The 25,885-nt window shown below is 63.9% G+C and carries 22 protein-coding genes and 2 pseudogenes; 5 read left to right on the top strand and 19 right to left on the bottom strand.

Translation table 11 applies throughout. The annotated features are described in order from the left end of the window. Positions 1-64: 64 nt before the first annotated feature. From C4S73_RS26465 to C4S73_RS26420, 10 genes are all read right to left on the bottom strand, one after another. Positions 65-652: an RBBP9/YdeN family alpha/beta hydrolase gene (locus C4S73_RS26465; RefSeq protein ID WP_103875587.1), complete on the bottom strand. Its 588-nt coding sequence runs from the start codon at positions 650-652 to the stop codon at positions 65-67. Between the two features lie 171 nt (positions 653-823). Then, positions 824-1,366, bottom strand: coding sequence for a flavin reductase family protein (locus C4S73_RS26460; RefSeq protein ID WP_103875586.1), 543 nt, complete (start codon positions 1,364-1,366; stop codon positions 824-826). Positions 1,367-1,452: 86 nt separating this feature from the next. Next, positions 1,453-1,905 (bottom strand): RrF2 family transcriptional regulator, encoded by a 453-nt coding sequence (locus tag C4S73_RS26455; protein WP_103875585.1) that lies wholly within the window; start codon positions 1,903-1,905, stop codon positions 1,453-1,455. A gap of 133 nt (positions 1,906-2,038) precedes the next feature. Continuing rightward, positions 2,039-3,355, bottom strand: coding sequence for an NtaA/DmoA family FMN-dependent monooxygenase (locus C4S73_RS26450; RefSeq protein WP_103875584.1), 1,317 nt, complete (start codon positions 3,353-3,355; stop codon positions 2,039-2,041). A gap of 66 nt (positions 3,356-3,421) precedes the next feature. After that, entirely contained in the window at positions 3,422-5,062 is a 1,641-nt protein-coding gene (locus C4S73_RS26445) for a dipeptide ABC transporter ATP-binding protein (protein WP_103875583.1), read from the bottom strand. Beyond that, positions 5,059-5,931, bottom strand: a complete 873-nt coding sequence (locus C4S73_RS26440) for an ABC transporter permease (protein ID WP_103875582.1) — start codon at positions 5,929-5,931, stop codon at positions 5,059-5,061. Before C4S73_RS26440 ends, C4S73_RS26445 begins: the two co-directional genes overlap by 4 nt. Continuing rightward, a complete protein-coding gene (locus C4S73_RS26435) occupies positions 5,928-6,938 on the bottom strand; it encodes an ABC transporter permease (RefSeq protein WP_103875581.1) in 1,011 nt (336 codons plus the stop codon). The genes C4S73_RS26440 and C4S73_RS26435 overlap by 4 nt, the downstream gene beginning before the upstream one ends. Before the next feature lie 58 nt (positions 6,939-6,996). After that, entirely contained in the window at positions 6,997-8,619 is a 1,623-nt protein-coding gene (locus tag C4S73_RS26430; protein WP_103875580.1) for an ABC transporter substrate-binding protein, read from the bottom strand. A gap of 42 nt (positions 8,620-8,661) precedes the next feature. Then, on the bottom strand, positions 8,662-10,251 hold the full coding sequence (locus C4S73_RS26425; RefSeq protein WP_244595810.1) for an ABC transporter substrate-binding protein: 1,590 nt from the start codon (positions 10,249-10,251) through the stop codon (positions 8,662-8,664). Between the two features lie 62 nt (positions 10,252-10,313). Continuing rightward, positions 10,314-11,318, bottom strand: coding sequence for an MsnO8 family LLM class oxidoreductase (locus tag C4S73_RS26420; RefSeq protein ID WP_103875578.1), 1,005 nt, complete (start codon positions 11,316-11,318; stop codon positions 10,314-10,316). Positions 11,319-11,431: 113 nt separating this feature from the next. Between C4S73_RS26420 and C4S73_RS26415 the strand changes: the two genes are divergently transcribed. From C4S73_RS26415 to C4S73_RS26400, 4 genes and pseudogenes are all read left to right on the top strand, one after another. Beyond that, the gene (locus tag C4S73_RS26415) at positions 11,432-12,058 is read left to right on the top strand and encodes a GNAT family N-acetyltransferase (RefSeq protein WP_103875577.1); all 627 of its coding nucleotides are present in this window, start codon (positions 11,432-11,434) and stop codon (positions 12,056-12,058) included. A gap of 24 nt (positions 12,059-12,082) precedes the next feature. Next, positions 12,083-13,078 carry an LLM class flavin-dependent oxidoreductase gene (locus tag C4S73_RS26410; protein ID WP_103875576.1) on the top strand — a complete coding sequence of 332 codons (996 nt, stop codon included), beginning with the start codon at positions 12,083-12,085 and terminating at the stop codon, positions 13,076-13,078. A gap of 15 nt (positions 13,079-13,093) precedes the next feature. After that, positions 13,094-14,386, top strand: a complete 1,293-nt coding sequence (locus C4S73_RS26405) for an LLM class flavin-dependent oxidoreductase (RefSeq protein WP_103875575.1) — start codon at positions 13,094-13,096, stop codon at positions 14,384-14,386. Positions 14,387-14,527: 141 nt separating this feature from the next. Further along, positions 14,528-15,492: pseudogene (locus tag C4S73_RS26400) on the top strand (IS481 family transposase). 103 nt (positions 15,493-15,595) lie between these two features. Here C4S73_RS26400 and C4S73_RS26395 read toward each other — a convergent pair. From C4S73_RS26395 to C4S73_RS26355, 9 genes are all read right to left on the bottom strand, one after another. Further along, the gene (locus C4S73_RS26395; RefSeq protein WP_103875574.1) at positions 15,596-16,354 is read right to left on the bottom strand and encodes an amino acid ABC transporter ATP-binding protein; all 759 of its coding nucleotides are present in this window, start codon (positions 16,352-16,354) and stop codon (positions 15,596-15,598) included. Continuing rightward, positions 16,351-17,085, bottom strand: coding sequence for an amino acid ABC transporter permease (locus C4S73_RS26390; protein ID WP_342210597.1), 735 nt, complete (start codon positions 17,083-17,085; stop codon positions 16,351-16,353). The genes C4S73_RS26395 and C4S73_RS26390 overlap by 4 nt, the downstream gene beginning before the upstream one ends. Before the next feature lie 18 nt (positions 17,086-17,103). Then, positions 17,104-17,913 carry an ABC transporter substrate-binding protein gene (locus C4S73_RS26385; protein ID WP_103875573.1) on the bottom strand — a complete coding sequence of 270 codons (810 nt, stop codon included), beginning with the start codon at positions 17,911-17,913 and terminating at the stop codon, positions 17,104-17,106. Positions 17,914-17,996: 83 nt separating this feature from the next. Continuing rightward, positions 17,997-19,235 (bottom strand): RidA family protein, encoded by a 1,239-nt coding sequence (locus C4S73_RS26380; RefSeq protein WP_103875572.1) that lies wholly within the window; start codon positions 19,233-19,235, stop codon positions 17,997-17,999. 16 nt (positions 19,236-19,251) lie between these two features. Further along, positions 19,252-20,556 carry an amidase gene (locus C4S73_RS26375; protein ID WP_103875571.1) on the bottom strand — a complete coding sequence of 435 codons (1,305 nt, stop codon included), beginning with the start codon at positions 20,554-20,556 and terminating at the stop codon, positions 19,252-19,254. A 185-nt stretch (positions 20,557-20,741) separates the two neighbouring features. Continuing rightward, positions 20,742-22,019 carry a hypothetical protein gene (locus C4S73_RS26370; RefSeq protein WP_103875570.1) on the bottom strand — a complete coding sequence of 426 codons (1,278 nt, stop codon included), beginning with the start codon at positions 22,017-22,019 and terminating at the stop codon, positions 20,742-20,744. 23 nt (positions 22,020-22,042) lie between these two features. Next, positions 22,043-23,041 (bottom strand): molybdopterin-dependent oxidoreductase, encoded by a 999-nt coding sequence (locus C4S73_RS26365; RefSeq protein WP_103875569.1) that lies wholly within the window; start codon positions 23,039-23,041, stop codon positions 22,043-22,045. A 269-nt stretch (positions 23,042-23,310) separates the two neighbouring features. Further along, positions 23,311-23,904 (bottom strand): sulfite exporter TauE/SafE family protein, encoded by a 594-nt coding sequence (locus tag C4S73_RS26360; RefSeq protein WP_103875568.1) that lies wholly within the window; start codon positions 23,902-23,904, stop codon positions 23,311-23,313. A 207-nt stretch (positions 23,905-24,111) separates the two neighbouring features. Beyond that, on the bottom strand, positions 24,112-24,774 hold the full coding sequence (locus C4S73_RS26355; RefSeq protein WP_103875624.1) for a cyclase family protein: 663 nt from the start codon (positions 24,772-24,774) through the stop codon (positions 24,112-24,114). 286 nt (positions 24,775-25,060) lie between these two features. Between C4S73_RS26355 and C4S73_RS26350 the strand changes: the two are divergent. Continuing rightward, positions 25,061-25,885, top strand: a pseudogene (locus tag C4S73_RS26350) (IS3 family transposase); the annotation flags it as partial.

Raw genomic sequence — 25,885 nt, 5'->3', positions numbered from 1 at the left:
TGACCTCTGGGACAAAGGCGCTGCTCGCGCAGAGCCCGGTCCAGCATCGGCGAAGCATGCGGCTTCAATGCAGCCGGGATACGGCGCCCGTCCGCGCGACCTGATGCTCCCGCCCGGCGCTCCGCCGCCAGAGGAGCTGGTCGAGCAGGCGCAGCCCTTCGGCCCAGCCGCCATGGCCGCTGGCAACATTGATGTGCCCGGCATCGCCGAGGTCGACGAAGGCGGCGTCCCACATGTTGGCGATGATCCGCGCGCGCTCGATCGCCATGTACGGATCGGTGCGGCTGGCGACTACGATCGCGGGGAACTGAAAGGGCACGTCCGGCAATGGCCCGAACGAGGCGATGCCGTGAACCTTCGAGACTCTAAGCTCGGGATCGGCCGGCGCGGCTAGCAGGGCGCCGCCGATCGGCAACTCGGGGAAGCGCGCCGCCAGATGCGCAATGAGCGTGGCGCCGAGGCTATGCCCGACGAGCACGGCTCCCGGACGTCGCAGCACATGCCGATGGAGTGCATCGAGCCAGGATTCGAGGTCCGGCCGGTGCCAGTTCTGTTGCTGGACGCGTTCGGCCTGGTCGATGTCGGCGGCCCACCGGCTCTGCCAATGTGCGGGCTCGGAATCGTGAAGGCCGGGAACGATGAGGACGGACATGGTGCAGCTCCCTCGTGCTGCGTCAATAATCAGCTCGACCAATGTGTTCGGTCAATGAAACGTATTGGCAAATTTGGATTGGTTTAGAGGACGGTTCCCTGCCGCGGCGCCGGATTCAGGGGATGGCTATCTCGCCCGATTCGAAGGTCGCCCGGTCGCGGGCGCGGCGATCTAGATGCCGGCGCCGTACTGCAAGCTCTCGTCCAGCTTGCCATAGACGCCTCGCCAGTAGAGCAGGGCGCCTTCGTCCTGCGCATGCCGGATTGCCTTGATACGGCCGATCAGGATCGTGTGAGAGTGGCGTTCGATCGCCTCCTCGGTCTCGCAATCGAGCACGGCAAGAGCGCCGTCGAGCGTCGGAGCACCGGTTGCCATGCGCGCCCACTGGCCTTCCTCGAAGCGGGCCTCGCCCTTGAAGCCGCCGCGCCCGGCGAAGCGATCCGCGATGCTCTGATGCCGGGCGGCGAGGACGTTGATCGCGAAGTGGCCGGCAGCCTCGATGGTCGGCCAGGCCGAGGCATTGCGGTTGATGCAGACGAGGACAGTCGGCGGATCGGCGGAAAGTGCCGTCAGCGAGGTCGCAGTCAGGCCCCCGCGATGCCGTTCATGGGTCGCTGTGATGACGCTCACAGCACCCGCGACGTTTCTCATCACGGCCTTGAATGCGTCGACGTGAATGTCGTGCACGCCAACAGGTGAAGACTGCTGATTCATTCGTGACCGCATCCTCATGCGGCTCCGAACGCCGCCTGCGCATTTTAAGCGGCGCCAATTTTATTGTCTATAAAATTAGTAGATAATTAGATTGCGTAATCCGCATGAAGCGGCTCGCGCGCTATCGAGCGTTGGACCAGATCGTCCACGGTTGTGTTGTCGACGATCCCCGCGATGGCATCGCGCACGTCGCTCATCACCGATCGCACTGGGCAGGTATCGATGTCGCCGCAATCCTCGCAGGCACGAAAGGCAGAGCGGCTGGCGCAGGCGATCGGCGCGATCGGCCCCTCCAGGGCGCGGATCACGGCGCCAACTTTGATCGCACGCGCCGGCTTGGCCAGGGCGTAACCGCCGCCCGGCCCCTTCTTGCTGCGCAGCATGCCGGCATTGCGCAGGTCGAGCAGGATAGCGTCGAGGAATTTCTTGGGAATGTTGTTGCGCTGGGCCACGTTGGCGACCTGCGCAGTCTCCCCAGCTTCGAGCCGGGCAAGATGCACTATCGCCTTGAGGCCGTATTTCCCCTTATTGGTCAGCACAGAGCCACCCTATGTTGAATGTAGAGTTTTTCTATCAAGTTCTAGATTATAATCAACATGATCGTTCTTAGCGGAGAAAAACGATCTCCACGACGGAGGGGAAGGAGTGGTGGACCCATTCCCTTCGAAGTGCTCAGGCGCTCAAGGCCAGAGAGACGGCCGGCGCCAGGGGAGGCAGCTCGAGGTTGGAGCGGAAATCGTCTCCGACATAGTCGGTGTCGATCAGCGCGCGTCGACGCAGCTCCGGCAGGAGGCCGTTCAGGAGAAGGTCTTCCTGGTCGGGATTGCCGAGGCCATGAAGGGTGAGGACATCCAGCACGCCGGCACGGAAACGCTCCTCGATGGAATCGACCAATTGTTCAGGTGTGCCCGCGACTGACCAGTGGCCGGTTTCCTGTGCCTCGATGATCAGCTCGCGAAGCGTCAGGCCCTGCTTCGCGTAGCGGCTGAAGATCTCTGCGCGCCCGCGCCGCCGGTTGGTGCTGGTGACCTCCGGCAGCAGGCTGTCGGGCAGAGGCTTGTCGAGCGGCAGCCCGGACAGGTCGACATCGCCGCCGAGCATGTCGGCGAGCTTGAGGCGCCCGAGTCCGTAATCGATGCGCTCATGCTTCTCCTTCAGGCGCCGGGCGACATCCGCATCGGATTCCCCGATTACTGAGTGGAAGGAGTTCATCACGAAGGGCAGGTTGTCGCCGCGCCCGAAACTCCTGGCCCGGCGACGCAGCTCTGTCACGAAGGCGATCGCACCTTCCAGCTTCGGCTGCGAGGTGTAGACGACCTCGGCGTAGCGTGCGCCGACATTGATGCCCGCTTCGGACTGGCCGGCCTGGAATTGCACGGGGCGGCGCTGCGGCAGGGGCGGCACGTTGAGCGGGCCCTGAACCGTGAAGTGCCGGCCGCGATAGTCGATGCGATGGAACTTGGCCGGATCGAGTGCGAGCCCACCGGAGGCCTTGCGCGTCACCGCATCCCGCTCATTCGCGTCGTATAGCGCGTTCACGACCTCGATGAATTCCGTGGCGCGGGCATAGCGATCCTCGGGGCTAGGCAGGTTTGAGCCGAAATTCTCCTCGCCGACCGAGGAGGTGACCGCGTTCCAGGCGGCGCGGCCGCCGCTGACATGATCCAGCGTGCCGATCAGGCGCGCTAGGTTGTAGGGATGGTGGAAGGTCGTCGAGATCGTCGCGACGAGGCCGATATGCGACGTGACCTGGCTCAACGCGGCGAGCGCGATCAGCGGGTCCTGCACGCCGGCGGTGCCGGCGAGGCCAGCCGGGTCGATTTGCAGCAAGTCGGCGGTGAAGAGCCCGGTGATCTTCTCAGCCTCGGCCCTCCTGGCGAATTCGGCGGCGCGTTTCGCCCCGGTGGCCGGGTCGGCGTCGTTTACAGCGGCGATGACGTTCGAGGCGCCCATCAGGGTCTTGAGGCGGCGGCGAGTGGTCGACGACATGTGAGCATCCTTATCCTGATCGATTATCGACTGAGGGAGGCGACGCGACGTAGTAGCCAGCGCTGCTCAGGGCAGGGCGGGCACAGCATCGAGCAGAGCGCGGGTGTAGCTGTGTGTCGGAGAGGCGAAGACCGTCTCGACCGCACCGGTTTCCACGACGCGTCCGTCTTTCATCACCAGCACGCGGTCGGTCAGGTGATGGATGACTCCGAGATCGTGGGAGATGAACAGCAGGGCGGTGCCGGAGGCCGCCTGGAGCTCGGCCAGAAGATCGAGCACCTGTGCCTGAACCGAGACGTCGAGTGCGCTGACAGGCTCGTCGGCGATCAGGAGCTTCGGGCGGGGCGCGAAGGCGCGCGCAATCGCAACGCGCTGGCGCTGCCCTCCGGACAGCTCGCGCGGATAACGGTCGAGGAAGGTCGCCCCCAGACGTACGGCGTCGAGGACCTCGATGACGCGCCGGCGGCGATCCCGTCCGAACACGCCGACGGTGTCGAGGCTTTCGCCGACGATCTTCTCCACCGTGTACCGCGGATCGAACGAGCTCAGCGCATCCTGAGCGATCAACTGCATGCTGGCGCGGCGGGCCCGCCGCTTGGCCTCGCTGCGGTGGCTCCAGGGTTGGCCATCGACGAGCACCGTTCCTGAATCGGGCTCGATCAGGCCGAGCACGATCTTCGCAACGGTTGTCTTGCCCGAGCCCGACTCGCCGACAATGCCGAGCGCCTCGCCGGCGGCGAGTTCAAAGGAGACGTTGTTGACCGCGAAGCCGCCACCATAGCGCTTCACGAGGCCACTGGCGGAAAGCACGCGCTGTGCCGCGTCGATGCGCTTCGGCGGGAGCGGAAGGCGTTGGCAAACCACCGTGGCGTGCAACGAAGGCGCGTTGTCTTCGGTTTGCGTCGCCGGCGATAGCCGGAAGCCTCGGGAGCTGGCGGAAGGCACGGCATCGAGGAGCCGGCGCGTATAGGGATGCGCCGGCTCGGACAGGATCTGCTTCGTCGGCCCTTCCTCGACGATCTTCCCCTGTTTCATCACCAGCACCCGGTCGGCCAAACGCGCGACGACGGCGAGATCGTGGCTGATCAGGAGCAGCGTATGGCCGGCCTGTTTCCGCTCCGCGAAGAGGTCGAGAATCTGCTTCTGGACGGTGGCGTCGAGTGCGGTGGTCGGTTCGTCCGCGATCAGAAGCGAGGGCCGCCGAGCTATCGCGGTGGCGATCAGCGCGCGCTGCCGCAGGCCGCCCGAGAGCTGATGGGGGTATTGTGGCAGCCGCCGCTCGGGATCGGGAATCCCGACGGAGTGCAGCAGGGCCCTGCTTTCCTCTCGGACGTCTCGGCGGACGAAGTAGCCGGGATGGCCGAATGCATCCGCGAGCTGTTGCGACACCTTGCGCAGCGGGTCGAGCGAGACGAGCGCATCCTGCAGAACGAATCCGATCTTGCTGCCGCGCAAGCGCCGCCAGTCGCGTTCGCGAAAACCAAGGACGCCGTCTCCGACGATGTCGAAGCGGCTCGCGCCGACGACGGCGCCGGACAGGCCGATCAGCGCGCGAGCCGTGACTGACTTGCCTGAACCTGACTCGCCGACCAGTGCAACGGTTTCGCCTTCATGGATCGTCAGGTTGATGCCGTGGACGACGCGGTTTTCCTGACTGCCGCGCGGAAAGGCGATGGTGAGGTCTCGAATATCGACGAGCGGCATCATTCTGACCTCCGGCCTTCGAAAGCTGTCTGCCAGCGCCGTCCGAGCACACTGATTGCGATGACCGTCAGGGTGATCGCGAGGCCGGGCCAGACACCGATCCACCAGGCGACTCGGAGGTAGTTGCGCGCCTCGGCCAGCATCGCTCCCCATTCCGGTGCCGGGGGCTGCGGGCCCATGCCGAGGAAGCTGAGGCCGGCTGCGCCGATGATCGCGGTGCCGAGGCCAATGGTGGCGAGGATCGGCACCTGCGCTACGGCATGCGGCAGGACATGGCGCAGTACGAGGACGGTCCGGCTCAGGCCGAAGGTTCGGGCCTGCTCGACATAGCCGCTGCGGGCGATGACGAAGGTCTGCGCCCGGACAACCCGCGCGAATCGCGGGATGAAGGCGACACCCAGCGCGAAGATCAGGTTAGTCGTGCCCGGGCCGGTAAAGGAGATCAGCACCAGTGCTAGCAGCAGGTCGGGAAAGGCCGAAACGACATCGAGCAGGCGGGTGATGATCTCGTCGATGAGGCCTCGGGACAGGCCTGCGACCAGGCCGAGGAAGGAGCCAGCCGTCGCGGCGAGCGCGACCGCGCCTACGCCGATGAGGATCGAGTAGCGCGCGCCATGAACGACGCGGGAGAAGACGTCGCGACCGAGATGGTCGGTGCCGAACCAGTGCTCCCAGGAGGGCGGGAGCTGGGCTTGCAACGGATCGGCTGCAATGGGGTCCGCTGTTGCCAGAAGGGCCGGCGAAACAGTGGCAATCGCGATTACCGCCAGGAACAGCGCGGCCAGGGCCAGGCCCGGATTTGTTGGCAGCCGGCGCAGGAACTGGCTGGCGGGTGCGGTCTCATGCTCTGCGGGGGCTGGAAGCGCGCTCATCGGGCTGCCTCCGGGCTGTCGCTGCGCAGGCGCGGGTCTAGCCACAGATAGAGCACATCGACCAGCGTACTCAGCGTCACATAGACAAAGGCGGAGAGGATCGCGACGGCCAGCACCACCGGCAGGTCGTGGCCCAGCACGGCCTCGACCGTGACGCGGCCGAGGCCCGGCCGGCCGAAGACGGATTCGGTGATGACGGCGCCGGAGAGCAGGCTGCCCACGAGCCAGCCCGTCAGGGTGACCGCCGGCAAGGCCGCATGGCGCAGGCCGTGCCGCAGCCGAAGCACGAGCCCGCTGGTGCCCCAGCTCCGGACGGTCAGCGCGAAAGGCTCCTCCAGGGCGCGTTCCAGCCCCTGCCGCAGCACCTGTCCTACCACCGCTCCAAGCGGCAGTCCCAGCGCCAGCGCCGGCAGCACCAGAGCTGAAAAGCTCCGGTCGCCGGAGACCGGAAAGAGCTTGAGCGTGAAGGAGAACAGGTACAGCAGCAGGATGCCGAGCCAGAACGAAGGCGTCGAGACGAGCGTCAGTTCAAGAGCGCCTGCGATGCCGCGCGGGATGCGCCGGCCGGCGGTCAGCACGGCGCTCACCAACCCGAAAATGATGGCGACGAAGAGTGCGGCAGTGGTGAGCTTCAGGGTCGGCAAGATCTGCGACAGCACGAGCTGCGAAACCTCCGTCTGGAGGATATAGGAGCGGCCGAAATCGCCGTGCAGGATGCGCGTCAGATAGCTGAGATATTGGGACAGCAAGGGCTCGTCGAGACCCCATTCGGCGCGGATGGCCGCTTCGACCTCCGGGGTCCGCAGTTGCTCGCCGATCAGCAGGCTGACGATGTCGCCGGGGGCAAGCTGCAGGCTGACGAAGCTCAGTGTCACCGCGGCCCAGAGCACGAGCATGCCGGAGCCGATCCGACCCGCGATCTGTGCCGCCAGGCCGTTGCGCCGCAGCCGGTGGGACGCGAAGAAGGTGGGCGCGGAGCTGATAGCCGATGTGTTCTGGGAGTCCATGCTTGTCCGTTCCAGCGCATGAACCGGCGGGTGCCGGCCGCGGATGAGGTGAGATCGGCTATTGGCTGCGCCAGAGGTCATAGGCGCTCTCGGGCATCTGTTTGAAGGGGCGGAAGCCGATGCCATTGACGTAACGTGCCGCCGCGACCTGATCTTCGGGCTCGTAGAGCGGCAGGGCGTAGGCCTGATCGAGGATCGCAAAACGCTGCAGCCGGGCATAAAGATCGAAGCGCGTCTTGTGATCGAGCGTCGAGGCAGCTTCCTTCAGCCACAGCGACAGTTCCGGGGCGGCGGCGCGGCTGTAGTTGATCGAGCCGCCTTGGTCGACCGGCAGGTAGTGGTACTCGACATCGATCGCGTCGGTCGGGGTATTGGAGTTGGCGATCGACCCGAACTGGCCCGTCTTGCGTCGCTCGGTATAGGTGCCGGCATCGACGAAGACGATGGCGAGATCGATGCCGGCACTCTGCCGCGCCTGCGCCTGCAGTGCCTGAAGCAGGACGTCGCGCTGGTCCCGCACGGTCGCCTGGGCCTGCACGACCTCGATCGTCAAACGCTTCCCTTCCTTCGTGCGGAAGCCCTGTGGGTCGCGGCTGGTCCAGCCGGCTTCGTCGAGAAGCTGGTTGGCTCGTTTCGGGTCGGCCCCGTACGTCTTCTCGATAGACTTGTCGTAGAACTGCGTGTCGATGGGCGAGGTGATGCCCCAGGCACGGGTGCGCTCGCCTCGATAAACTGATTTCAGCACAGCATCGACATCGATGCTGGCGATGAGCGCCTTGCGCACCTTGACGTCCTGGGTCGGGCCCCAAGTAACGTTCAGGAACAGGGAATAGGGCGTGCCGGTGTTGAGCGCCGTCTTATAGCTGAAGTCGGCGCTGCCTTTGAAAAGGCCGGCGTCGTTGCCGGAGACGCCTTCGATGACGTCGACCTGGCCTGAGGCGAGGGCGCCGGTGCGCACCGAGGATTCCGACAGGAAGCGATAGGTCACCTCGTCCAGATAGGCCGGACCCTGATGGCCCGCGTTGGTCGGCGCCCAGTTGTAGTCGGGGTTCCGGACGAAGCGGATTTCCTGGCCCTTGGCGTAGCGCCGCAAGATGAAGGGGCCAGTGCCGGCAATCTCGGGGCCGCCCGATTTGATTTGGGCGGAGGCAAAGGCGCCGGGCGAGAGGAGTTCGAGACCGGCGGCGTAGTCGAGGAACGGCGCGTAGATCCGGTCAAGCGTGAAGGAGATGGTTCGCGTGTCGGGCGTATCGATTTTCACGATCAGGGCGACCGGGCCCGCACTAACACTTCCCGAATAACTCGCATCTTTCAGTTTACTGAAGTTCGTGGCGACGGCGGCCGCGTCGAAGGCTTGCCCATCGCTGAATTTCACCCCTTCACGGAGTCTGAAAGTATATGTGCGGCCATCCGGCGAGATCTCGTAGCCGGTCGCAAGCCAGGGCACGTAGCCGCCATCAGCACTGCGGGCGAGGAGCGATTCAAAAGCGTTGCGCAGCAGAAGCTTGGTCTTGTCCTGGCCGTTCAATTGCGGGTTGAGCGTCGCCGGTTCCGTCTCGACGCCCCAGGTCAGCTTGCCGCCGCTAACAGGTTTTCGGTCGCTTGCCAGAATGGATGAGGAGAGGGCGGTCGCCGCCAGAAGCGCGGCGCTCAGGCTCAGGAAATGCCTGCGTGCGAGCATGTGCGATAGGTCTCCGTGTGAGTTGATTGACGGGCTGCGGGCTCAGCTCTGCAGCCAAATGTCATAGGCGTTTTCGGGAAGGCGCTTGAACGGCCGGAAGCCGACGCCCTTGACCCGCGCGGAAGCCGCGATCTGATCGTCGGGCACATAGAGCGGCAGGCCGTAGGCCTGTTCCAGCAGGGTGAATCGCTGGAGCCGGCCGTAGATTTCGAAGCGCTTCTTCGCGTCGAGCGTCGAGGCAGCCTCGTCCAGCCATGCCGATATCTCGGGGGCTTCGGTGCGGCTGTAGTTGATCGAGCCGCCCTTATCGCGGGGCAGGTAGTGGAAATAGATGGTTACGCCGTTTTCCTGCGTCGTGGTCGAGTTCGGGATGATGCCGTACTGACCATCGTTCTGCCGGGTCGTGTAGGTGCCGGCGTCGACGTATCGCAGCACCAGGTCGAGCCCGGCATTCTGCCGTGCCTGGGCCTGCACGGCCTGAAGCAGGATGTCGCGCTGGTCGCGCAACGTCGCCTGCGACTGGACGATCTCGATCGTCAGGCGCTTGCCGTTCTTCGTGCGGAAGCCCTCCGCATCGCGGCTGTTCCAGCCGGCCTCGTCAAGCAACTGGTTCGCGCGCTTCGGGTCGAAGCCATAGCTGCCTTCGATGCTGCGGTCGTAGAAGTCGGTGTCGGCCGGGGTGAGGATGCCCCAGGCGCGCTGCCGTTCGCCGCGATAGACGGAGCGGATGACCCGCTCGACATCGACGGCGGCGAGGACGGCCTGCCGGACGCGCACATCCTCGCTCGGTCCCTGGGCCACGTTCAGGTAGAGCGTGTAGGGCGTGCCGGTATTGAGCGCGCTTTGATAAGTGAATTCGGGGTTGTCCTTGAACAGCCCGGCGTCGTTGCCGGATATGCCCTCGATCACGTCGACTTGGCCCGAGGACAGGGCTCCTGTCCGCACCGCGGCTTCGGGCAGGAACCGGTAGGTGACGTTGTCAAGATAGGCAGGCCCCTGATGCCCGGCATTGGCCGGCGCCCAGTTGTAGGCGGGGTTCCTGACGAAACGGATCTCCTGTCCCTTCACGTAGCGCTCGATCCTGAAGGGGCCTGTTCCGGCGATCTCCGGCCCGCCGGCCTTGAGCTGCGCCGAGGCAAAGGATTTCGGCGACAGGATCTCGATCCCCGCCGCGCCGTCGAGGAAGGGGGCGTAGACCCGGCTGAGCCTCAGGACGAGCGTGCGGGCATCGACGGCGATGGCTTCGGTGACATGGGATACGTGGCCGGCGCTGATGCTGCCAGAATAGGTCGGTTCCTTCAATTTGGCGAAGTTCAGGGCGACGGCGGCGGCATCCAGCTTCTCGCCGTCGTGGAACGTCACGTCGTCCCTGAGCGTGAAGGTGTAGGTCCTGCCGTCTTCCGAGATCGCGTAGTCCTTTGCCAGCCAGGGCACGTAGCCGCCATCGGGCGTGCGGGCGAGCAGCGTCTCATAGGCGTTGCGTAGGATGAGCTTGGCCTTTGCCTGGCCGTTGAGATGAGGGTTGAGGGTGTTGGGTTCGGTCTCCACGCCCCAGGTCAGGGCGCCGCCTTTTACCGGCGCGGTCTTCGTCTGCGCGCCGACCCGGACCGGTGCTGCCGCCGCCAGTGCCATTGCTCCCGCTCCGCCAAGGAGTGTCCTTCGTGTGATCATGATGTCGAACCCTTCTGGCTGGTTCAGGCGGCGAGGGAGGCGCGGGCCGCGGCCGCGAGAAGCTGGATCGTCTTCAGGCGCCATGCGCCTTCGCTGACGGGGCAGTCGACGATGAACTCGTCGATGCCGAGGGCCCGGTGCAGCCGCTGCAGCTCGGCGTGGATCCGTGCCGGCACGCCACGCAGGAGCAGCGAGCTGCGCTCTTCGATGCGGTATTCGCGCGAGCCCGTCTGCCTGACGTATTCAACGGCCTGCTCATGGCTGGAGACGTTGACGCCCTGGCCGTTCTCGATATCGACGCGGAAGCGACGTGCATCGGGCGCGAGAGTTCGTGCTAGGTCCTCAGTCTCTGCGGTAACCACCCCCACGGCGAGCAGCGCCGACGTGCCGCCGGCAGCACGATAGGCCGACAGGGCTTCACCGATGGCGGCCTCGTCGCCATGGATATGGCCAGGATAGACGAAGCCCCAGCCGAGGCCGGCTGCGAGCCGCGCGCTCTCGACGCTGGCGCCGAGCAGAAAGCGGTCGGGGGGCTGCGCTGGCGCCGGGAAGGCTGCGAGCTGATTGCCGGCGTCGCTGCCGTCATGGTGCTCGCGCAGGAAGCGGTCAAGCTCCACGAGCTGCATGTCGAAGCTCGGCTTGCGGGCCGTATCGTAGGCTCCCTGCAGCGCATCGGTCGACAGCGGCATCCCGCCCGGTGCCTTGCCGATACCGATATCCACGCGCCCCGGCGCCAGCGCTGCAAGCAGGTTGAAGTTCTCGGCGACCTTGTAGGCGCTGTAGTGCTGGAGCATCACGCCGCCGGAGCCGACTCTGATGCGGCGGGTGTGTGCCAGCAGGAAGCTGATCAGCACCTCCGGCGACGAGCTCGCCAGCTTTGCCGAGTTGTGGTGCTCAGCCACCCAGAACCGCGCGAAACCGAGCTCTTCAGCCGCTTTGGCCAGCGAGAGCGTCCGCGCGAGAGCGTCGGCGGCGGCCTCATTAGCCTGAAGGGGGCTCTTGTCGAGGAAGCTCAGTCGATAGGGCATTTGGCCTCGCCAGGCATTGACAGACGATGTTGTTCTAATAGTCTATAGAATTAATAGGATGTTTGATCAAGTGGCAGCAAGCGAGCTAAGCCGCCGCAATTTCGGAGAATGCTATGGCTGATGTCTTTGTGCGGTCTTCGCCTCTCGACCCGGTGGCGGAGCCGCTCCTTGAGGGGCTGATCTCGGAGTATGATGGGCGCTACGGCGCGGCGAGCCGTCCCGGCGGGGCTCGTTCCGAGATATTGCGCTACCCGGCCGAGGCGTTTGCGCCGCCGCTCGGCGTCTTTCTGCTCTTGCAGCGCGACGGGGTGACGATCGCGGGCGGGGCGTTCATGAGCCACGACGAGGAGACGGCAGAGCTGAAGCGCATCTGGACGCGCCCGGACCTGCGCCGGCAAGGGCTTGCGCGACAAATTGTCCTCGCCCTGGAAGAGGCGGCGGCCGAGCTTGGCTATACGCGGGCGTATCTGACCACCGGCTATCGGCAGCCCGAAGCCTCGGCTTTGTACATCACCCTTGGTTATCGGCCGCTCTTCGATGCCGCCGTCGATCCCACCCTCTACCGCTCCCTGCCTTTCGAGAAACATATCGGCGCAAAGGCGGGGCAGGCCGGCACATATCCCGTGTACTCGCCCGCTGCGTCACTGGAGGACGCGACGAAGCGCGTCGCCGCGATCAAGGCCGATCAGGAGGCGAAGGTATCCGCACGGCTGGCGATCTATCTGGCTTCAGCGGCCTGAGCACCTACGCGATCGGATCGAACGATGACACAGAAATCCACCTTCTTGCTGGGCTTTGGACTCCACGCCGGTGCCCATGGGGACGATCCCGACTGGCGCGGCTTCTGGAGCGGCCTGGTCGACCAGCTCGATGGCGCGGCCGAATTCCTGACCTTGGAAGATCGCTTTGCCGATCCCGGCCAGGACGGGCTCGACGCGATCCTTCTGGCCAATTGGCTCGCGCCGCGCAGCCGCAACATCGGCATCATCGCTGGCGCGCCCCTCAACTTCGTTGAGCCCTTCCATGTCTCGACCGCGATCGCCACCCTGGACTATGTGAGCGAGGGTAGGGCAGGCCTCCTGGCCCAGCGCCTCGACCAGCAGCAGAGCGTCGAGGCCGGCCGCGCGATCGGAGCGCTGAACGGCTTTCCGGCGGTCGATCAGCCGTCTCTCGACCGCGACGCGCTTGCTGCGGTCGACGTGGTGAGGCGGCTCTGGGACAGTTGGGAGGATGATGCGATCATCCGCGACGTCGCGAGCCAACGCTATGTCGATGGCGAGAAGCTTCACTATATCGACTTCCTGAGCGCCGATTTCCGCGTGCTGGGGCCGTCGATCACGCCCAGACCTCCCCAGGGCCAACCGGTCGTCGCCGTTAGCTGGGCAGTGGAAGCGGATCTGGCGCTCGCGCGCGCTGCTGACGTGGTCTTCGTGCCGGTGGAGGGGGACCTCGCCGGAATGGTGGCGACGCTTCAAAGCAATGGCCCAGGCACGGGGCCGAAGGTCATTGCCGATCTGCACATCAGGCCCAATCGAGCGGACGCCACGGAGCTGGTCGCCGCCGTCAGGACCTCTGCGGCTCAAGGAGCCCACGGCGTCCGTCTGATATTGCCTGCCCCGCATCGACAGATCGCTCATGTCATCGACACACTGGTACCCTTTCTACGCGCGGACGTCCTGATCGGTCCGCCCTTGGGCGGAAATCTGCGCAGCCGCCTCGGCCTGCCTGCCGTCCGCAATCGCTACGCTGCGGCCGCCTGAGCTCGGAGGAATATCATGTCAAAGAAGCAGATCATCCTCGGGGCGCAGTTTCCGGGCGTTAACAATTTCACGGTGTGGAGCGATCCAGCCGCCGGCAGCCAGATTGAATTCTCCTCGTTCCGGCACTTCGCCGAGACCGTCGAGCGCGGCAAGTTCGACTTCGTCTTCCTGGCTGAAGGCCTGAGGGTCCGAGAGCAGAAGGGGCGCTTCCATGAGCTTGATGTCGTCGGTCGCCCGAACACGCTGGCCATCCTCACTGCATTGGCCTCTATCACCCAGCATGTCGGGCTTATCGGAACGCTGACCACGACATTCAACGAGCCATATCCGCTGGCGCGCCAGCTCGCGACGCTCGATATTCTGTCCGGCGGGCGGGCCGGTTGGAACGTCGTCACCTCGCCGGGGGCTTTCACCGGAGCGAATTTCCGCCGCGGCGACTATCTGCCGTTCCGCGAGCGCTATGAGCGTGCACGGGACTTCCTGGAAACCGCGCGGTCGATCTGGCGGGGCGGCGATTTCTACGCCAGCTCGTCTCATTTTGATATTGCGGGCCGCGCTGGCTCTGGCCCACTGCCGCAAGGCGCTCCGGTCATCGCGCAAGCCGGGGATTCCGATGACGGCAGGGAGCTCGCCGCTGGCCATGCCGACCTCATCTATTCACGCCATGGAAGCCTCGAGGAAGGGCAGACCTTCTACGCCGACGTGAAGCAGCGGCTCGCGAAATACGGGCGCAGCCGCGATGCCCTGAAAATCCTCCCGGGGGCCAATTTCATCCTGGGCGAGACGCTGGAAGACGCGCTAGAAAAGCAGAAGGCCGTCCGCCTGCAACAGGTCAGTCCGAAGAACGCCATCGTCTTTCTTGAACAGGTCTGGAATCGCGATCTCACGGCCTACGACCCGGACGGCCCACTGCCGAAGGTCGATCCCGATGTCGCCGTTGAGCAGCTCGCCCAAGGGCGTGCCGCCCGCTACGACAACCGCCTGGAAACCGCGCGTGCCTGGCGCGAACTGGCCGAGCGCGAGAAGCTCAGCATCCGCGAGCTCATCATCAAGGTGACCGGGCGCAAGCAGTTCGTCGGGACCCCGGCCCAAGTCGCCGAGGAGATCGATTGCTATGTTCAGGCGGATGCGGCGGACGGTTTCGTCTTCGCGCCCCATCTCACGCCCGGCGGCTTCGACGAATTCGTCGATAAGGTCATTCCGATCCTGCAGGAGCGAAAGGCCTTCCGGCAGGACTATGCCACGTCCACCCTGCGCGGAAACCTCGCTCTTTCCGAGGCCTGGCAGCCGGTCGCCAAGGCGGTGTAGCCAGCTCGGTGCGGTTTGCCGGCGCCGCTCAGAGCGGTGCCGGAAGCGCCTGAGGGAGCGTTTCCTCTTCACGCAGCAGCGGCAATGTTTGATCCCGGAGTTTGATGGTGCGATCTTTTCCATTGAATGGAAGGAGGCACTATGGGCCAGGTTCTGCACGGGAGCGCCACAACGACGGAGGCGGTCCGTCGAGCGATACAACATAGTCAAGCGAGCCTGAGGTCTCTGGCGAAGCGTTACGGCATCAACCAGAAGACGGTCGCGAAGTGGAAGAAGCGGACCTCTGTGGCCGATCGGCCGACGGGACCGAGGGAGCCGGCTTCGACGGTCCTGTCAGCCGAGGACGAAGCGGTCATCGTCGCCTTTCGGCGACATACCCTGCTGCCTTTGGACGATTGCCTCTACGCGCTCCAGGCCACGATTCCGGTCCTGAGCCGTTCGTCGCTGCATCGCTGCCTGCAGCGGCACGGGATCAGCCGGCTACCGGAGATCGAGGGGGACAAGGAGCCGAAGAAGCGGTTCAAGTCCTATCCGATCGGTTTTTTCCACATCGACATCGCCGAAGTACAGACCGCCGAAGGAAAGCTCTATTTGTTCGTCGCGATCGACCGGACGAGCAAATTCGCCTTCGTACAACTGGTCGAAACCGCCAGCAGGGTCACGGCCTCAAGCTTCCTCGTCGCCCTGATCGCGGCCGTTCCCTACAAGATCCACACGATCCTGACCGACAACGGCATCCAATTCCGCTTCCCACCGCGCTACGCCAACGGCCCCACCGCCCGCTACATCACGCACATGTTCGCGATGCGCTGCCGCGAGAACGGCATCGAGCACAGGTTCACCAAAATCAACCACCCCGGACCAACGGCCAGGTCGAACGGATGAACCGCACGATCAAGGACGCGACCGTCAAAAGATACCACTACGACAGCCACGCGCAGCTCGAACGCCACCTCGATGACTTCGTCTCAGCCTACAACTTCGGTCGGCGGCTCAAGACGCTCAAGGGCCTCACGCCCTACGAGTTCATCTGCAAACGATGGACAATCGAGCCAGGGCGATTCAATCTCGATCCAATCCACCAAATGCCGGGACTAAACACCTAGTGATTGAAAGGCACTTTGATTACGGCGCCGTGCCAACATCACATCTACATAGGCCGACCGTCCGCCTGGACCGGTGCAGCGGTCGCCCCGGATATCGTCGACTTCAATGAACGAGCTGCTCCAAGAAGGACCGTGTCCTGGGGTTGGCCGAGGAGGAGAAGAAGACGTCCGTCGGCGCATCTTCGACGATGACGCCGTCCTCCATGAAGACGATGCGATCCGCTGCCCGCCTGGCGAAGCCCATCTCATGGGTCACCACGATGCTGGTCATGCCGGCTTCGCTGAGCTCCGCCATCACGTCGATCACCTCCTTGATCATTTCCGGGTCGAGCGCCGAGGTCGGTTCGTCGTAGAGCATCAGCCGCGGCTTCATCGCCAAGGCACGCGCGATCGCGACGCGCTGTTGCTGGCCGCCGGACAGGCTTTCGGGATAGTCCTCGGCCTTCGCCGGGATCTTGACCCGTTCCAGAAGCGCCAGCGCCTCGTCACGGGCGGTCTTGGCATCGACACCGAGTATGTGTTGCGGCCCGAGGGTGATGTTCTCCAGCACCGTCAGATGCGGGAAGAGCTCGAAGCTCTGGAAGACCATTCCCATTTTTCGCCTTATCGCGAAGGCCCGCTTGCGTTCGCGGGCCACCTCCTGCCCCTCGAAGATAATCGATCCCCTGTCGACGAATTCCAGCAGGTTCACGCAGCGGAGCAGAGTCGATTTCCCCGAGCCAGAAGGGCCCGCAATGACCACTGTGGAGCCGGCGGGAACGTCCAAAGCGCAGTCCTTGAGGACGTGAAAGTCGCCGAAGGATTTGTTGATGCCGCTCATCGTCATGACGAGCGGCTCGGCAGTCTCGGACATGGCGTTCATCTGATCGCTCCCGCGCTGGACGTGGCACCCAGCAGGCGCTGCGTGAGGGAAATGCGCTTGTCGCGCGCCTGGCGGCTGGTGGAGAGGCGGCGCTCGATCCAGGACTGGCCGAACATGAAGACCGTGGTGATGGCCAGATAATAGAAGCCGGCCGCGATCAGCGCCTCGAGGTAGCGAAAGTCCGCGCTTGCCGTCTGATTGGCGACGAGCAGCAACTCCTCCACCGCGATGACGGAAACGAGCGCCGTCAGCTTCAGCATGCCGATGGCCTGATTGCCAAGCGAAGGCAGCACAACCCTGAGGGCCTGGGGGATAACGACGAAACGCATCAACTGCGCGTTTTTCATGCCGAGCGCAAGACCGGCCGAGCGTTGACCCTGCCGCACAGCCCTCAGGCCTGAGCGAACGATCTCTGCCATATAGGCGCCCTCGTTCAGCGAGAGTGCGACGACGGCGCTGGTGAAGCCCGACAGGGTAACGCCGACAGCCGGCAGAACGTTGAAGATGAAGATGATCTGAAACAGGACGGGTGTGCCGCGGAAGAGCCAGACATAGGCCACCGCGACGCTCCGAAGGGCCGCCGCACGTGCATCCTGTAACAGGGCTAGCCCGAGCCCGATCACGATGCCCCCGACCAGAGCGCAGCCTGTGAGCAGCAAGGTCATTCCCGCGCCGCGCAGGAAGGCGGGGGAGGTCAGGTACTGTAGGACCAGATCGAATGAAATGTTCATGGGAGTCGACCGCCCTCCTCAATCGAAGATCGACATGGTCGCTGGAAGCGCCCATTTCTGCATGATTTCGCGGTAGCGGCCCGATTTCACGATCGCCGCCAGGGCCTGCTCGATCGCCGCCTTCATCTGGGGATCATTCTTTCTGACCGCATAGCCGAGCCGGGTCTTGGCCTCGAACGTGGTGCCCACGGTCATGAAGACATCGGGAAGCTCAGTCGTCGCCTTGATCGCGCCGGGCGTGGAGTCGAACAGCGCATCGGCCCGGCCCTGCCGGACCGTCAGGAGCGAGTCCTGGGCCGTCGGCAGCGTCATCACGGTGATGGAGTCCTTGCCTGCAGCCTTGCAGCGGGCATCGTCGGCTCGGGCATAGGTTTCCTGGATGCCGCCCAATGTGACCGCGATCCGCTTCCCGCACAGGCTGTCGTCGCGGCCCGTGATCTTGGACGGATTGGTTTTCGTAACGACCACTTCCGTGCCCACGCGCAGGTAGGGAACGAACTCGACCTGCTTGGCGCGCTCCTCGGTGATGAACATTGCGGCGTTGATCATGTCGACCCGCCCGCCGAGCAGGGCGGGAATGACTCCCTTGAATTCGATGTTGAGCGGGTTGGGCTGGAGCTCGAGCTGCTTGGCGAGCTCGTCGCCCATCTCCACATCGAAGCCCACGAGCGTTCCGTTTCGCACGAACGCGAACGGTGCGAAGGAACCGGCGACGGCATAGCTGAGCTTGCCGGGCTGCGCGACGGCCGGCGCAGTCTTTGCCGGCTGCGCGCCGGCTCCTGCGATCATGGTCGCGGCAAATGTCAAAGCAAGGATGGTGCGGATCATCGTATTCCCCTTTTTTGTTTATGTTGTCGAGCTGCATCGATGTGACGGCCGGCCGCCGGCCGGCCGTCACGATGTCTGGCGGCTCAGGCCGTGACCGCGATCACCTCGATCGCGATTCTTGCTTCGGCCAATGGAAGCGGCGACGCCTTCACAACGGATCGTGCTGGCGCATGCGGAAAACGCGAACGCCAAGTCTGATCGAACTGCGGAAAATCGTCGAGATCAGTCAGGAAGATCTGCGCCTTTGCGACGCGGGAGAGGTCGCTGTCGACCGACTTCAGGGCTGCGTCGAGCCGGTCGAGCACCCAGTTCGTCTGGAGCTGAATTGCGGACGAATAATGCGGGTAGGCGGAATGCACGACGCAATCTTCCGGAAGCCTGCCCGTGTCGAATCCGGGGAAAATGCCGGCCGAGAAGACGAGGTCGCCGCAGCCGATGGCCTCGGGCCCGCGCGCGGTCGTCGCGGGCGCCACGCGCCGGTCTGAGCCCTTATAGGCGGTGAGATCGATCTCGATGATCGTATCGGTCACCAGCAGCGAGCCGATGCCGGTCACGGCCACCGCCGCGGGCCGGGGCACGGCGCCCTCCCAGGCCTGGAGGAAGCCGTCCTCCAGAGGGGTGTCGAGGAGTAGGGCCTGGCATTTAACGATGTCTTTCGGCTCGGCCCCGGCTGCCGCCAGCGACTTGAACATGTTGCGCAGCGTGTAATCGGACTGCTTGCGCATATCGGCATCGGCGCCCTTGCCGCCCGCTTCCGGCGGCACGCCGTCGACGGCGTTGTGCGCCAGTTGGCCCGAGGTGAAGACGAAATCGCCCGCCGACATCGCCTCGACCTTTTTGGTCAGGGGGCGGGGCGCGTCCGACTTCGCGGGAGTTTTCTTCGACGCGCCATCGGAGGCCAGCGCGATCAGCGCGATCTCCACCCGGGCGCCGGGAACAAGCAACCCGGCGGCACCGACGGTGGTGCGGGTCGGGGGGGTGGGAAAGAACCGCTTCCAGACGCGGTCGAAGCCCGGAAATTCCTCGCCGGCCAACAAAAAAACATGCGCCTTGACCACATGATCGAGCGAACTGCCGGCGAGTTCAAGCGTCCGGGCGAGAGAGCGGAGGATGTATTCCGTTTGCCGCTCCGAGGGCGTCGCCAGATACGGAAGGTGTTCGTTGGTCGCCGCCTCCGGAGCGATGCCGTTGAGCCAATCCGTCGCCAGCGCGGCGGATGTAAAGACGAAGTCACCCGCCCGAACGGCGTCTGACTGCCAGATCGGCGCTGCGATTCCGTCCGTACGAATATACCGGAGCTGACGGTCCTCTGCGAAACTCATGAAGCTTCTTCCTTTTTTATGCGTCCGAAACAACGCGTTCGACCCATGCGGCGAACCGCAGGAGGCATTCGTCGCCGTAGCGCGGGCCCACGAGCTGCACCCCCAGGGGAAGGTTCTGCGGCCCGGTACCGGCAGGCAGGTTGAGCGTTGGCAGGCCCAGCAGGGACCAACCCAGACAGAAGGTAGCGTCCCCCGTCGAGGCGAGTCCAAAGGGTGCCTCGCCTGGCGTGGACAGCGCGAGCAGCAGGTCCGTGTCGGCGAAAAGCGATTGCAATTCGGTTGCCAGCCTGGAGGCTCCGGCCTTCGCGGCGATGTAAGAGGTTTCGGGAACGGCTTGTCCGGCCCTGATTTCAGCCAGCAGCACTTCGCCGAGCTCTTCCGGCGAGAAGGCACGCGTCTCCGGCAGCAGCGAGCGTCCCATCTCGTATCGGGAGATTGCCCGCTGCCATTCCAGCGTGTGTCGAAAAATTGCGGGAGCATCGATCTCGCGCACGGTCGCCCCGGCGCGGCTGCAGGCGGCAGCGACGCGCATCAGAGCATCGACCGTCGAAGGGGCGGCGACGTCGGCGAAGGGGCCCAGGAAAATACCGATCCTTGGAGGCCTGCAGTCACTCTCATCAAACCGGCTTCGTTCGTGCCCGCTCATGGCCTCGAACAGGAGAGAAACATCCGCCACAGAGTTCGCGAACCCCCCGACCGTATCGAGCGACCAGGCGTAGGACTTCGTTCCAGCGACCGCGATGCTGCCGAAGGTCGGCTTGAATCCGACGACGCCGCAGAACGCGGCCGGGCGAATGATCGAGCCACCGGTCTGCGTGCCCGTAGAGAGAGAAACCTGGCCGTCGGCGACGACGGCGGCCGAGCCCGCCGACGAGCCACCGGGCGTGTGCAGCGGGTTGTGAGGATTGGTCGTGGCGCAGGGCCTGCTGGCGCCGAACTCGACGGTCGCCGTCTTGCCGAGCACGACCGCGCCGGCCGCTCTCAGCGCCGCGACGCAAGCGGCGTCCATTGCGGGACGATGATCCCGGTAGACTGGAGATCCGTATGCAGTCGGAAGGTCGGACGTATCGCTCAAGTCCTTGATCGCGATCGGCACGCCGTGGAGAAGGCCCTTTGCCGGTTGCCGGTCGAGGCGTCGGGCCTGCTCCAGAGCGAGCTCTGGTTCAAAGGCGTGCCATGCCTGGAGAACTGCCTCCGATGCGGCGGCGCGTTCCAGGCTTTTGCTTACGACAGCCTCGGCGGTCGCGCGTCCCTCCCGGATCGACCGGGCAATCGCCCTGGCCGAACCGACCGATGGCCGAGATGTGAGCAGCGTCTCCATGGCGCTACTCTAGGAATGGCTATGCTAGTTCAGTAAATGATATTTGGAAGGGTATGTATGTCAGATTGATATACATTATCCCCGACCAGGCAAAGCGCCCGTGAGGGCCGGCCGCCGGCAGCCTCGGTCGTAAACGAGGCTGCCATCGCTGTGCGTGAAACAGCCAAAACAGGCGGGGTCGCCAGTCAGCGCCCAGCGCTTGTTACGATCGAGCTTACATCGGCGACATACAGCCGTCGGCGCGCCTCGTGGATCGAGTCGATGCAGACCTGTGTTCCGTCCGGGCTCCATCTCGGGTGCAGGTCGCACCGGTTTTCCTTGCCGAGATCGGGGCTGGTGTAGAAGCCGCCGAGGGATGTCCGGCTTTCGTCGTCCATGTCGAACAGGAAGAGCTCCCGGATCGATGTCTGCGAATCCGGATAGGTATCGCTGATCATCCAGCGCTGGTTCGTGGGCGAAAAGCTCATATGGCCGTTCTCTGTCAGAATGTCGCGCCCGATGACCTGCACGGACCCGTCGGCCGCATCCTCATAGAGATGGTAGTGAATCTCGCCAGCATGTGGCCCCCAGACGATGATGTGACGGTCGTCTTTCCATAGCGGGTGGGAAATCTGGTATTCGGATTTCTCGTAATCGAACGTGCCCACGGAGCTGGGATCGAAATCCGCTTCCAAATGCGGCAGGGGATGGTCCGAGCATTCCAGCAGCCGCATGTCGGAGCCGTCGGGATTGACCGTGATTAGTCGGTGCAGGAAGCAGGTTTCGTCGGCAACCCGCTCCGTCCAGCGGTGCAGGAACAAGATCCGGTTCGAGCTGGGGTTGATCTCGATATGGCTGACCCAGTGCAGGGCCTTCTGCATGGAGTCTTTTGGGTGGAACGCGCGCAGCGCTGCGTAGCTGATGAGCAGATCGTAGGCTCCACTGGACAGGTCCATGCGGTAGATTCCATCGTCCTGCGGGTAGGGATCGAGCTCCGACGCGGCGCCGAGTTCGCTGTAACCAATGGTCTGGTGAGCCACCCACAGGCGTCGATAATTGACGGACAAACCCCAGCGGCCGTCGGGAGAGGCGACATAGATGGGCAGCGGCAGGCGCCGTTCCTGGCCCGTTTCGATCTCCTGGACGACGCTGCAGAACCCCGGAAACCGGTCCTGCGTTCCGAAACGTCGCGCGTTGTAGATCACCGTTGGCCGCGGCTGCCCCCCCAGCCATTGCAGTTGTGCGCCCATCTGCCAGTTCCACGCCGTCGTTTCTCCGATGGTGGTGAAGCGATCGCCAGAATGCGTGTCGAAGTAGCCGACGCGCGCGCTGAGATTGGCTTCGATCCTGTGATTGACCCACGGCACCTGATGGGCAAGCAGGAAGCGGCCGCTCTCATCCCAGTTCGTCTTGTTGTAGTAGCCGAAGAAGTAATTGAACGAGTCGTCGCCGATTTGACGCGCGACAGGTGAAGAGTCAGTCATGGTGATAGCGTTCCGCTTGCGATTCAGGGATTCGATATGCAGACATCGATTGAGAAGACGCTGTTTCTTGCATCCTCGTGCGGCTGACCTCTGCCGTGCTCGTCGATGGCGCGGCACCGGAGGCAATAGTCGCCGGCGCTTGTCGGGCTCCAGGCCAGCGAGAATTCCTGCCATGAATGCTGGACGCGCGGCTCGACCTTCGCCGCTATCCAGGTCGCGCCGCCGTCGGTGCTGACCTCCACGGTGCGGATCGGGTCGGCACCCCAGGCCCAGCCCCTGATGCGACTCTCTCGACCGAGCACCAGCTGCTGGGCGTGCGCTGGTTCGACGATGATCGAATGAGGGGCGACCCGCCAGACCGGCGTTGCGATCTCGCGGCCATTCTCGGTCCGGCGATCATTGTACATGACCGTCGTGAAATAGCCCGGCGAACGCTCGGGCTGGAGGTCCAGCCCAACGAGCCATTTCGTCGAATTCGTCCCGTAGTAGCCTGGCACGACGAGCCGAACGGGCCCGCCGCGAACGGCGTCGAGGTCGGCGCCGTTCATCTGCAACGCCAGCATCACGTCGCCGCGCTCGGCCTCCCCGATCGGCAGGTCCTTGACGAAGGCCGGGATATCGATGCCGTGATAGTCGCCACCATCGGCGCCAGCGGACCAAACGAAGCGCGCTTCCGGTCGCACGCCGGCCTTGGCCAGCACATGCTTCAGCGGAACGCCTTTCCAGACGACATTCGCTACTCGACGTACGGCAACCGTGGGATGGAGCGGGTGGCCGGCACATTCGTGGAATGCGGCAACCTCGTGCTGCGGCATCCCGCGAAGGTCGTCGATGGCGATCGTGGTTTCGCGCGCGACGAGGCCCTTGATGGCGATTGACCTCTCGGCCCCGTCGGTGCGGGGCACGCCGACGTGGTTCAGCAAGAACACCTTGTCTGTAGGGGTCCAAAATGTACGCAGGTCCTTGACCGGCGGCTGCTTGAGATTGGGAAGGTTGACACCTTCCACCCAGTACCGGCTCATAAGCAGCCTCCGCCCCTTACCCACCGCTCGCTCTGCATCGCGAGCTTCAGGCGGCTAGCCTAATCGCCGCATCCCATCGCTGAAAATGCTACGAGGCAAGCTGGCGATGTGATTTTGGTATACGGGCAGGCCGGTTGCTCAGATCCAAGGTCCGAACGTGAGTTGCGCGGCCATCACGCCCAGAATGCTCAGCACCAGCCGGTCGATGACGATAGTCGAGAGGCGCCCAGCCAGCTTACTGCCGAAAGCGGTCCCGATCAGGCTGGGTATCAACGCTGCAAAACCAAACGCCAGATTCTGGATCCCAACCCGGCCGATGGCCGCCAAGGTTGCGAGGTGAAGGCGAGAAAGATGGCGGAAATCAGGAATACCATCGTTTCGCGCTCTCTCCTCATGGCATGAACGAACGTCACGCTGATCGGCGCGGAAAGACCTGCTAGTCCGTGCAACACACCTGCGGCCAGCCCTACGAAAGGAGCAAGCTGTTTCGCAATTTGGCGGGTCAGGTGGAAGCTCGGTCGCGAGATGCGTAACGCCAGATAGGCGAAGATCACTACCCCCAACGCCGTCTTAAGCAAGGATTCCGGTGCAGAGACGAGAAAGAGTGACCCCAGCATCACGCCGACGCCGCCAACGACGAAGAAAGTCAGAAGCGGTCGAACTTCTCCGGCCCGCTCCCGAAACTCGATGATTTGCCAGACATTCGTGAGAACAGTCGGAAGGGCGAGGATCGCGATTGATGTTGGCAAGTCCAGGACCATCGCGAGTATCGGCAGGGCGACGAGAGGTAGGCCAAAGCCGGAGAGGCCCTTGATGGTGCCTGCGAACAGGAATGCGAAAATGGCGACAGCAACTTCAAGCATTGTCGATCCAGGTCTGGGACACGGGGGGCACGGCGGCTTCTATCCGTATCCGCACGCGCCATGCGGAATGGTTGCGTCAGTTCGGCGCGGGTTTTCCCGCAACGATGGGCTGAGGCGGCCTCCGACGGTGTGAGCTCGCGGCGAACATGCGAGCCCTGCGGCCCAGCGAGTCAAACGGAGCTGACCTCTGGTAGAATTCGCGGCCTTTCAGCGAAGCTCTGCGAACGCTCGTATCGGAAACGCAGCTGCCCCTCTGGCTGGCAGCGGTATGGCGAAGAACCTGAAGGACTTACCGTGCAGTCGGGCCAGGTCCCTTAGGTTCTCGACGATCAGGCAGCCTTGGCCGAGGAGCCAGGTATGGGCAGGGCGCTCCATGTCGTCGGTGGAATCGACATTTGCGCAATCGACGCCGAGAATGGAGGTTCCCGATTTCAGCAGATGCTGGATGACTTCGCGTGAGAGATAGGGATGCTGATGGAAGGCGGGGGTTCCCCAATGGAGATCCCAGCCAAAATTCACCAGCAACGCCCGGCCTGCGAGATCATCCGGCAGGTCGATATCCGCCAGGCCGAGACTTTGGCCCGGCTTGCAGTGGCGAGCATCCACCACAACTCCCTCGACGACCAGCCGCTCCAAGCCAATGGTGCCAATATCCTCGCCATTTCTGAACCTATGCCGCGGCGCATCGAGCTTAGTTCCAACGGACGTTTGAAAGCTGACTTTGGTGATCTCAAACTCGGATTTATGATCGTAGGCGTCCGACGTCTCAGCGTGCGTGAGATACGGCTCGATACGCACCCCGACTTCCCCGGCGCGAAGCCGCGGGCTCGGCATCCGATCGTGAAATTCGTGCGTCAGATCGATGAACATCTTGCCATCGCATTCCCTCCAGGGAGCGGACTTTTCAGAGTGCAGGGAGCTCGGATCGAACTGACCGTGCCTACACGCCCGCGACGCTAGGACGCGCTCGATGACCTGCCCAACTACTTCCAAGGCATGAAGCTATGCGTGGCCGGAAATATCGACAAATGTTCTTATCTTAGAACTCTATGTGAATCTGGTATGTACACACGAACGCTTTATGGCGCACTTGGTCTGCCCCCTGAAAAGTGGCCCTCCCTGAAGTAGGCTTTCGAGCCTTTGGAGGATGCCCGTAATGCCGCAGAAGAAGCACAAGCCTGAAGAGATCGTCGCGAAGCTACGTCAGGTCGACGTGCTGCTGTCCCAGGGGCGCCCAGTCGCGGAAGCGATCCGAACGATCAGTGTGACGGCATTCACCTATTACCGTTGGCGCAAGGAGTTTGGCGGCCTGAAGAGCGACCAGGTGAAACGGCTGAAGGATCTGGAGAAGGAGAACGAGCGGCTACGGAAGGCTGTCTCGGATCTGACGCTTGAGAAGCTCATTCTCAAGGAGGCCGCCTCGGGAAACTTCTGAGCCCCTCCCGCCGCCGACGCTGCATCGACCACGCCATGATGAAGTTTGGCGTGTCGGAGCGGTTGGCGTGCCGGGTCCTGGGGCAGCATCGATCTACGCAACGCAAGGTGCCGGTGGGACGGAGCGACGAGGCCGCGCTGACAGCCGACATCATCGAGCTTGCGACCCAGTATGGCCGCTATGGCTATCGCCGGATCGCAGCGATGCTGCGTTCGTCAGGTTGGGCCGTGAACGTCAAACGTGTCGAGAGGATCTGGCGGTGCGAAGGGCTCAAGGTGCCTGCAAAGCAACCGAAGAAAGGCCGCTTATGGTTGAACGATGGATCCTGCGTGCGGCTGCGACCGGAGCATCCCAATCATGTCTGGTCCTACGACTTTGTCGAGGATCGCACCCATGATGGCCGGAAGTTCCGCATGTTGAACGTGGTCGACGAGTTTACCCGCGAATGCATCGCGATCCGGATAGACCGGAAGCTCAAGTCCACCGATGTCATTGACGTCTTGTCGGACCTCTTCATCCTGCGCGGCGTGCCGGGGCATGTTCGTT

The sequence above is a fragment of the Allobosea lathyri genome, assembly GCF_900108245.1.
GTDB lineage: Bacteria > Pseudomonadota > Alphaproteobacteria > Rhizobiales > Beijerinckiaceae > Allobosea > Allobosea lathyri.
This window is presented reverse-complemented; position numbering and strand designations above follow the sequence as displayed.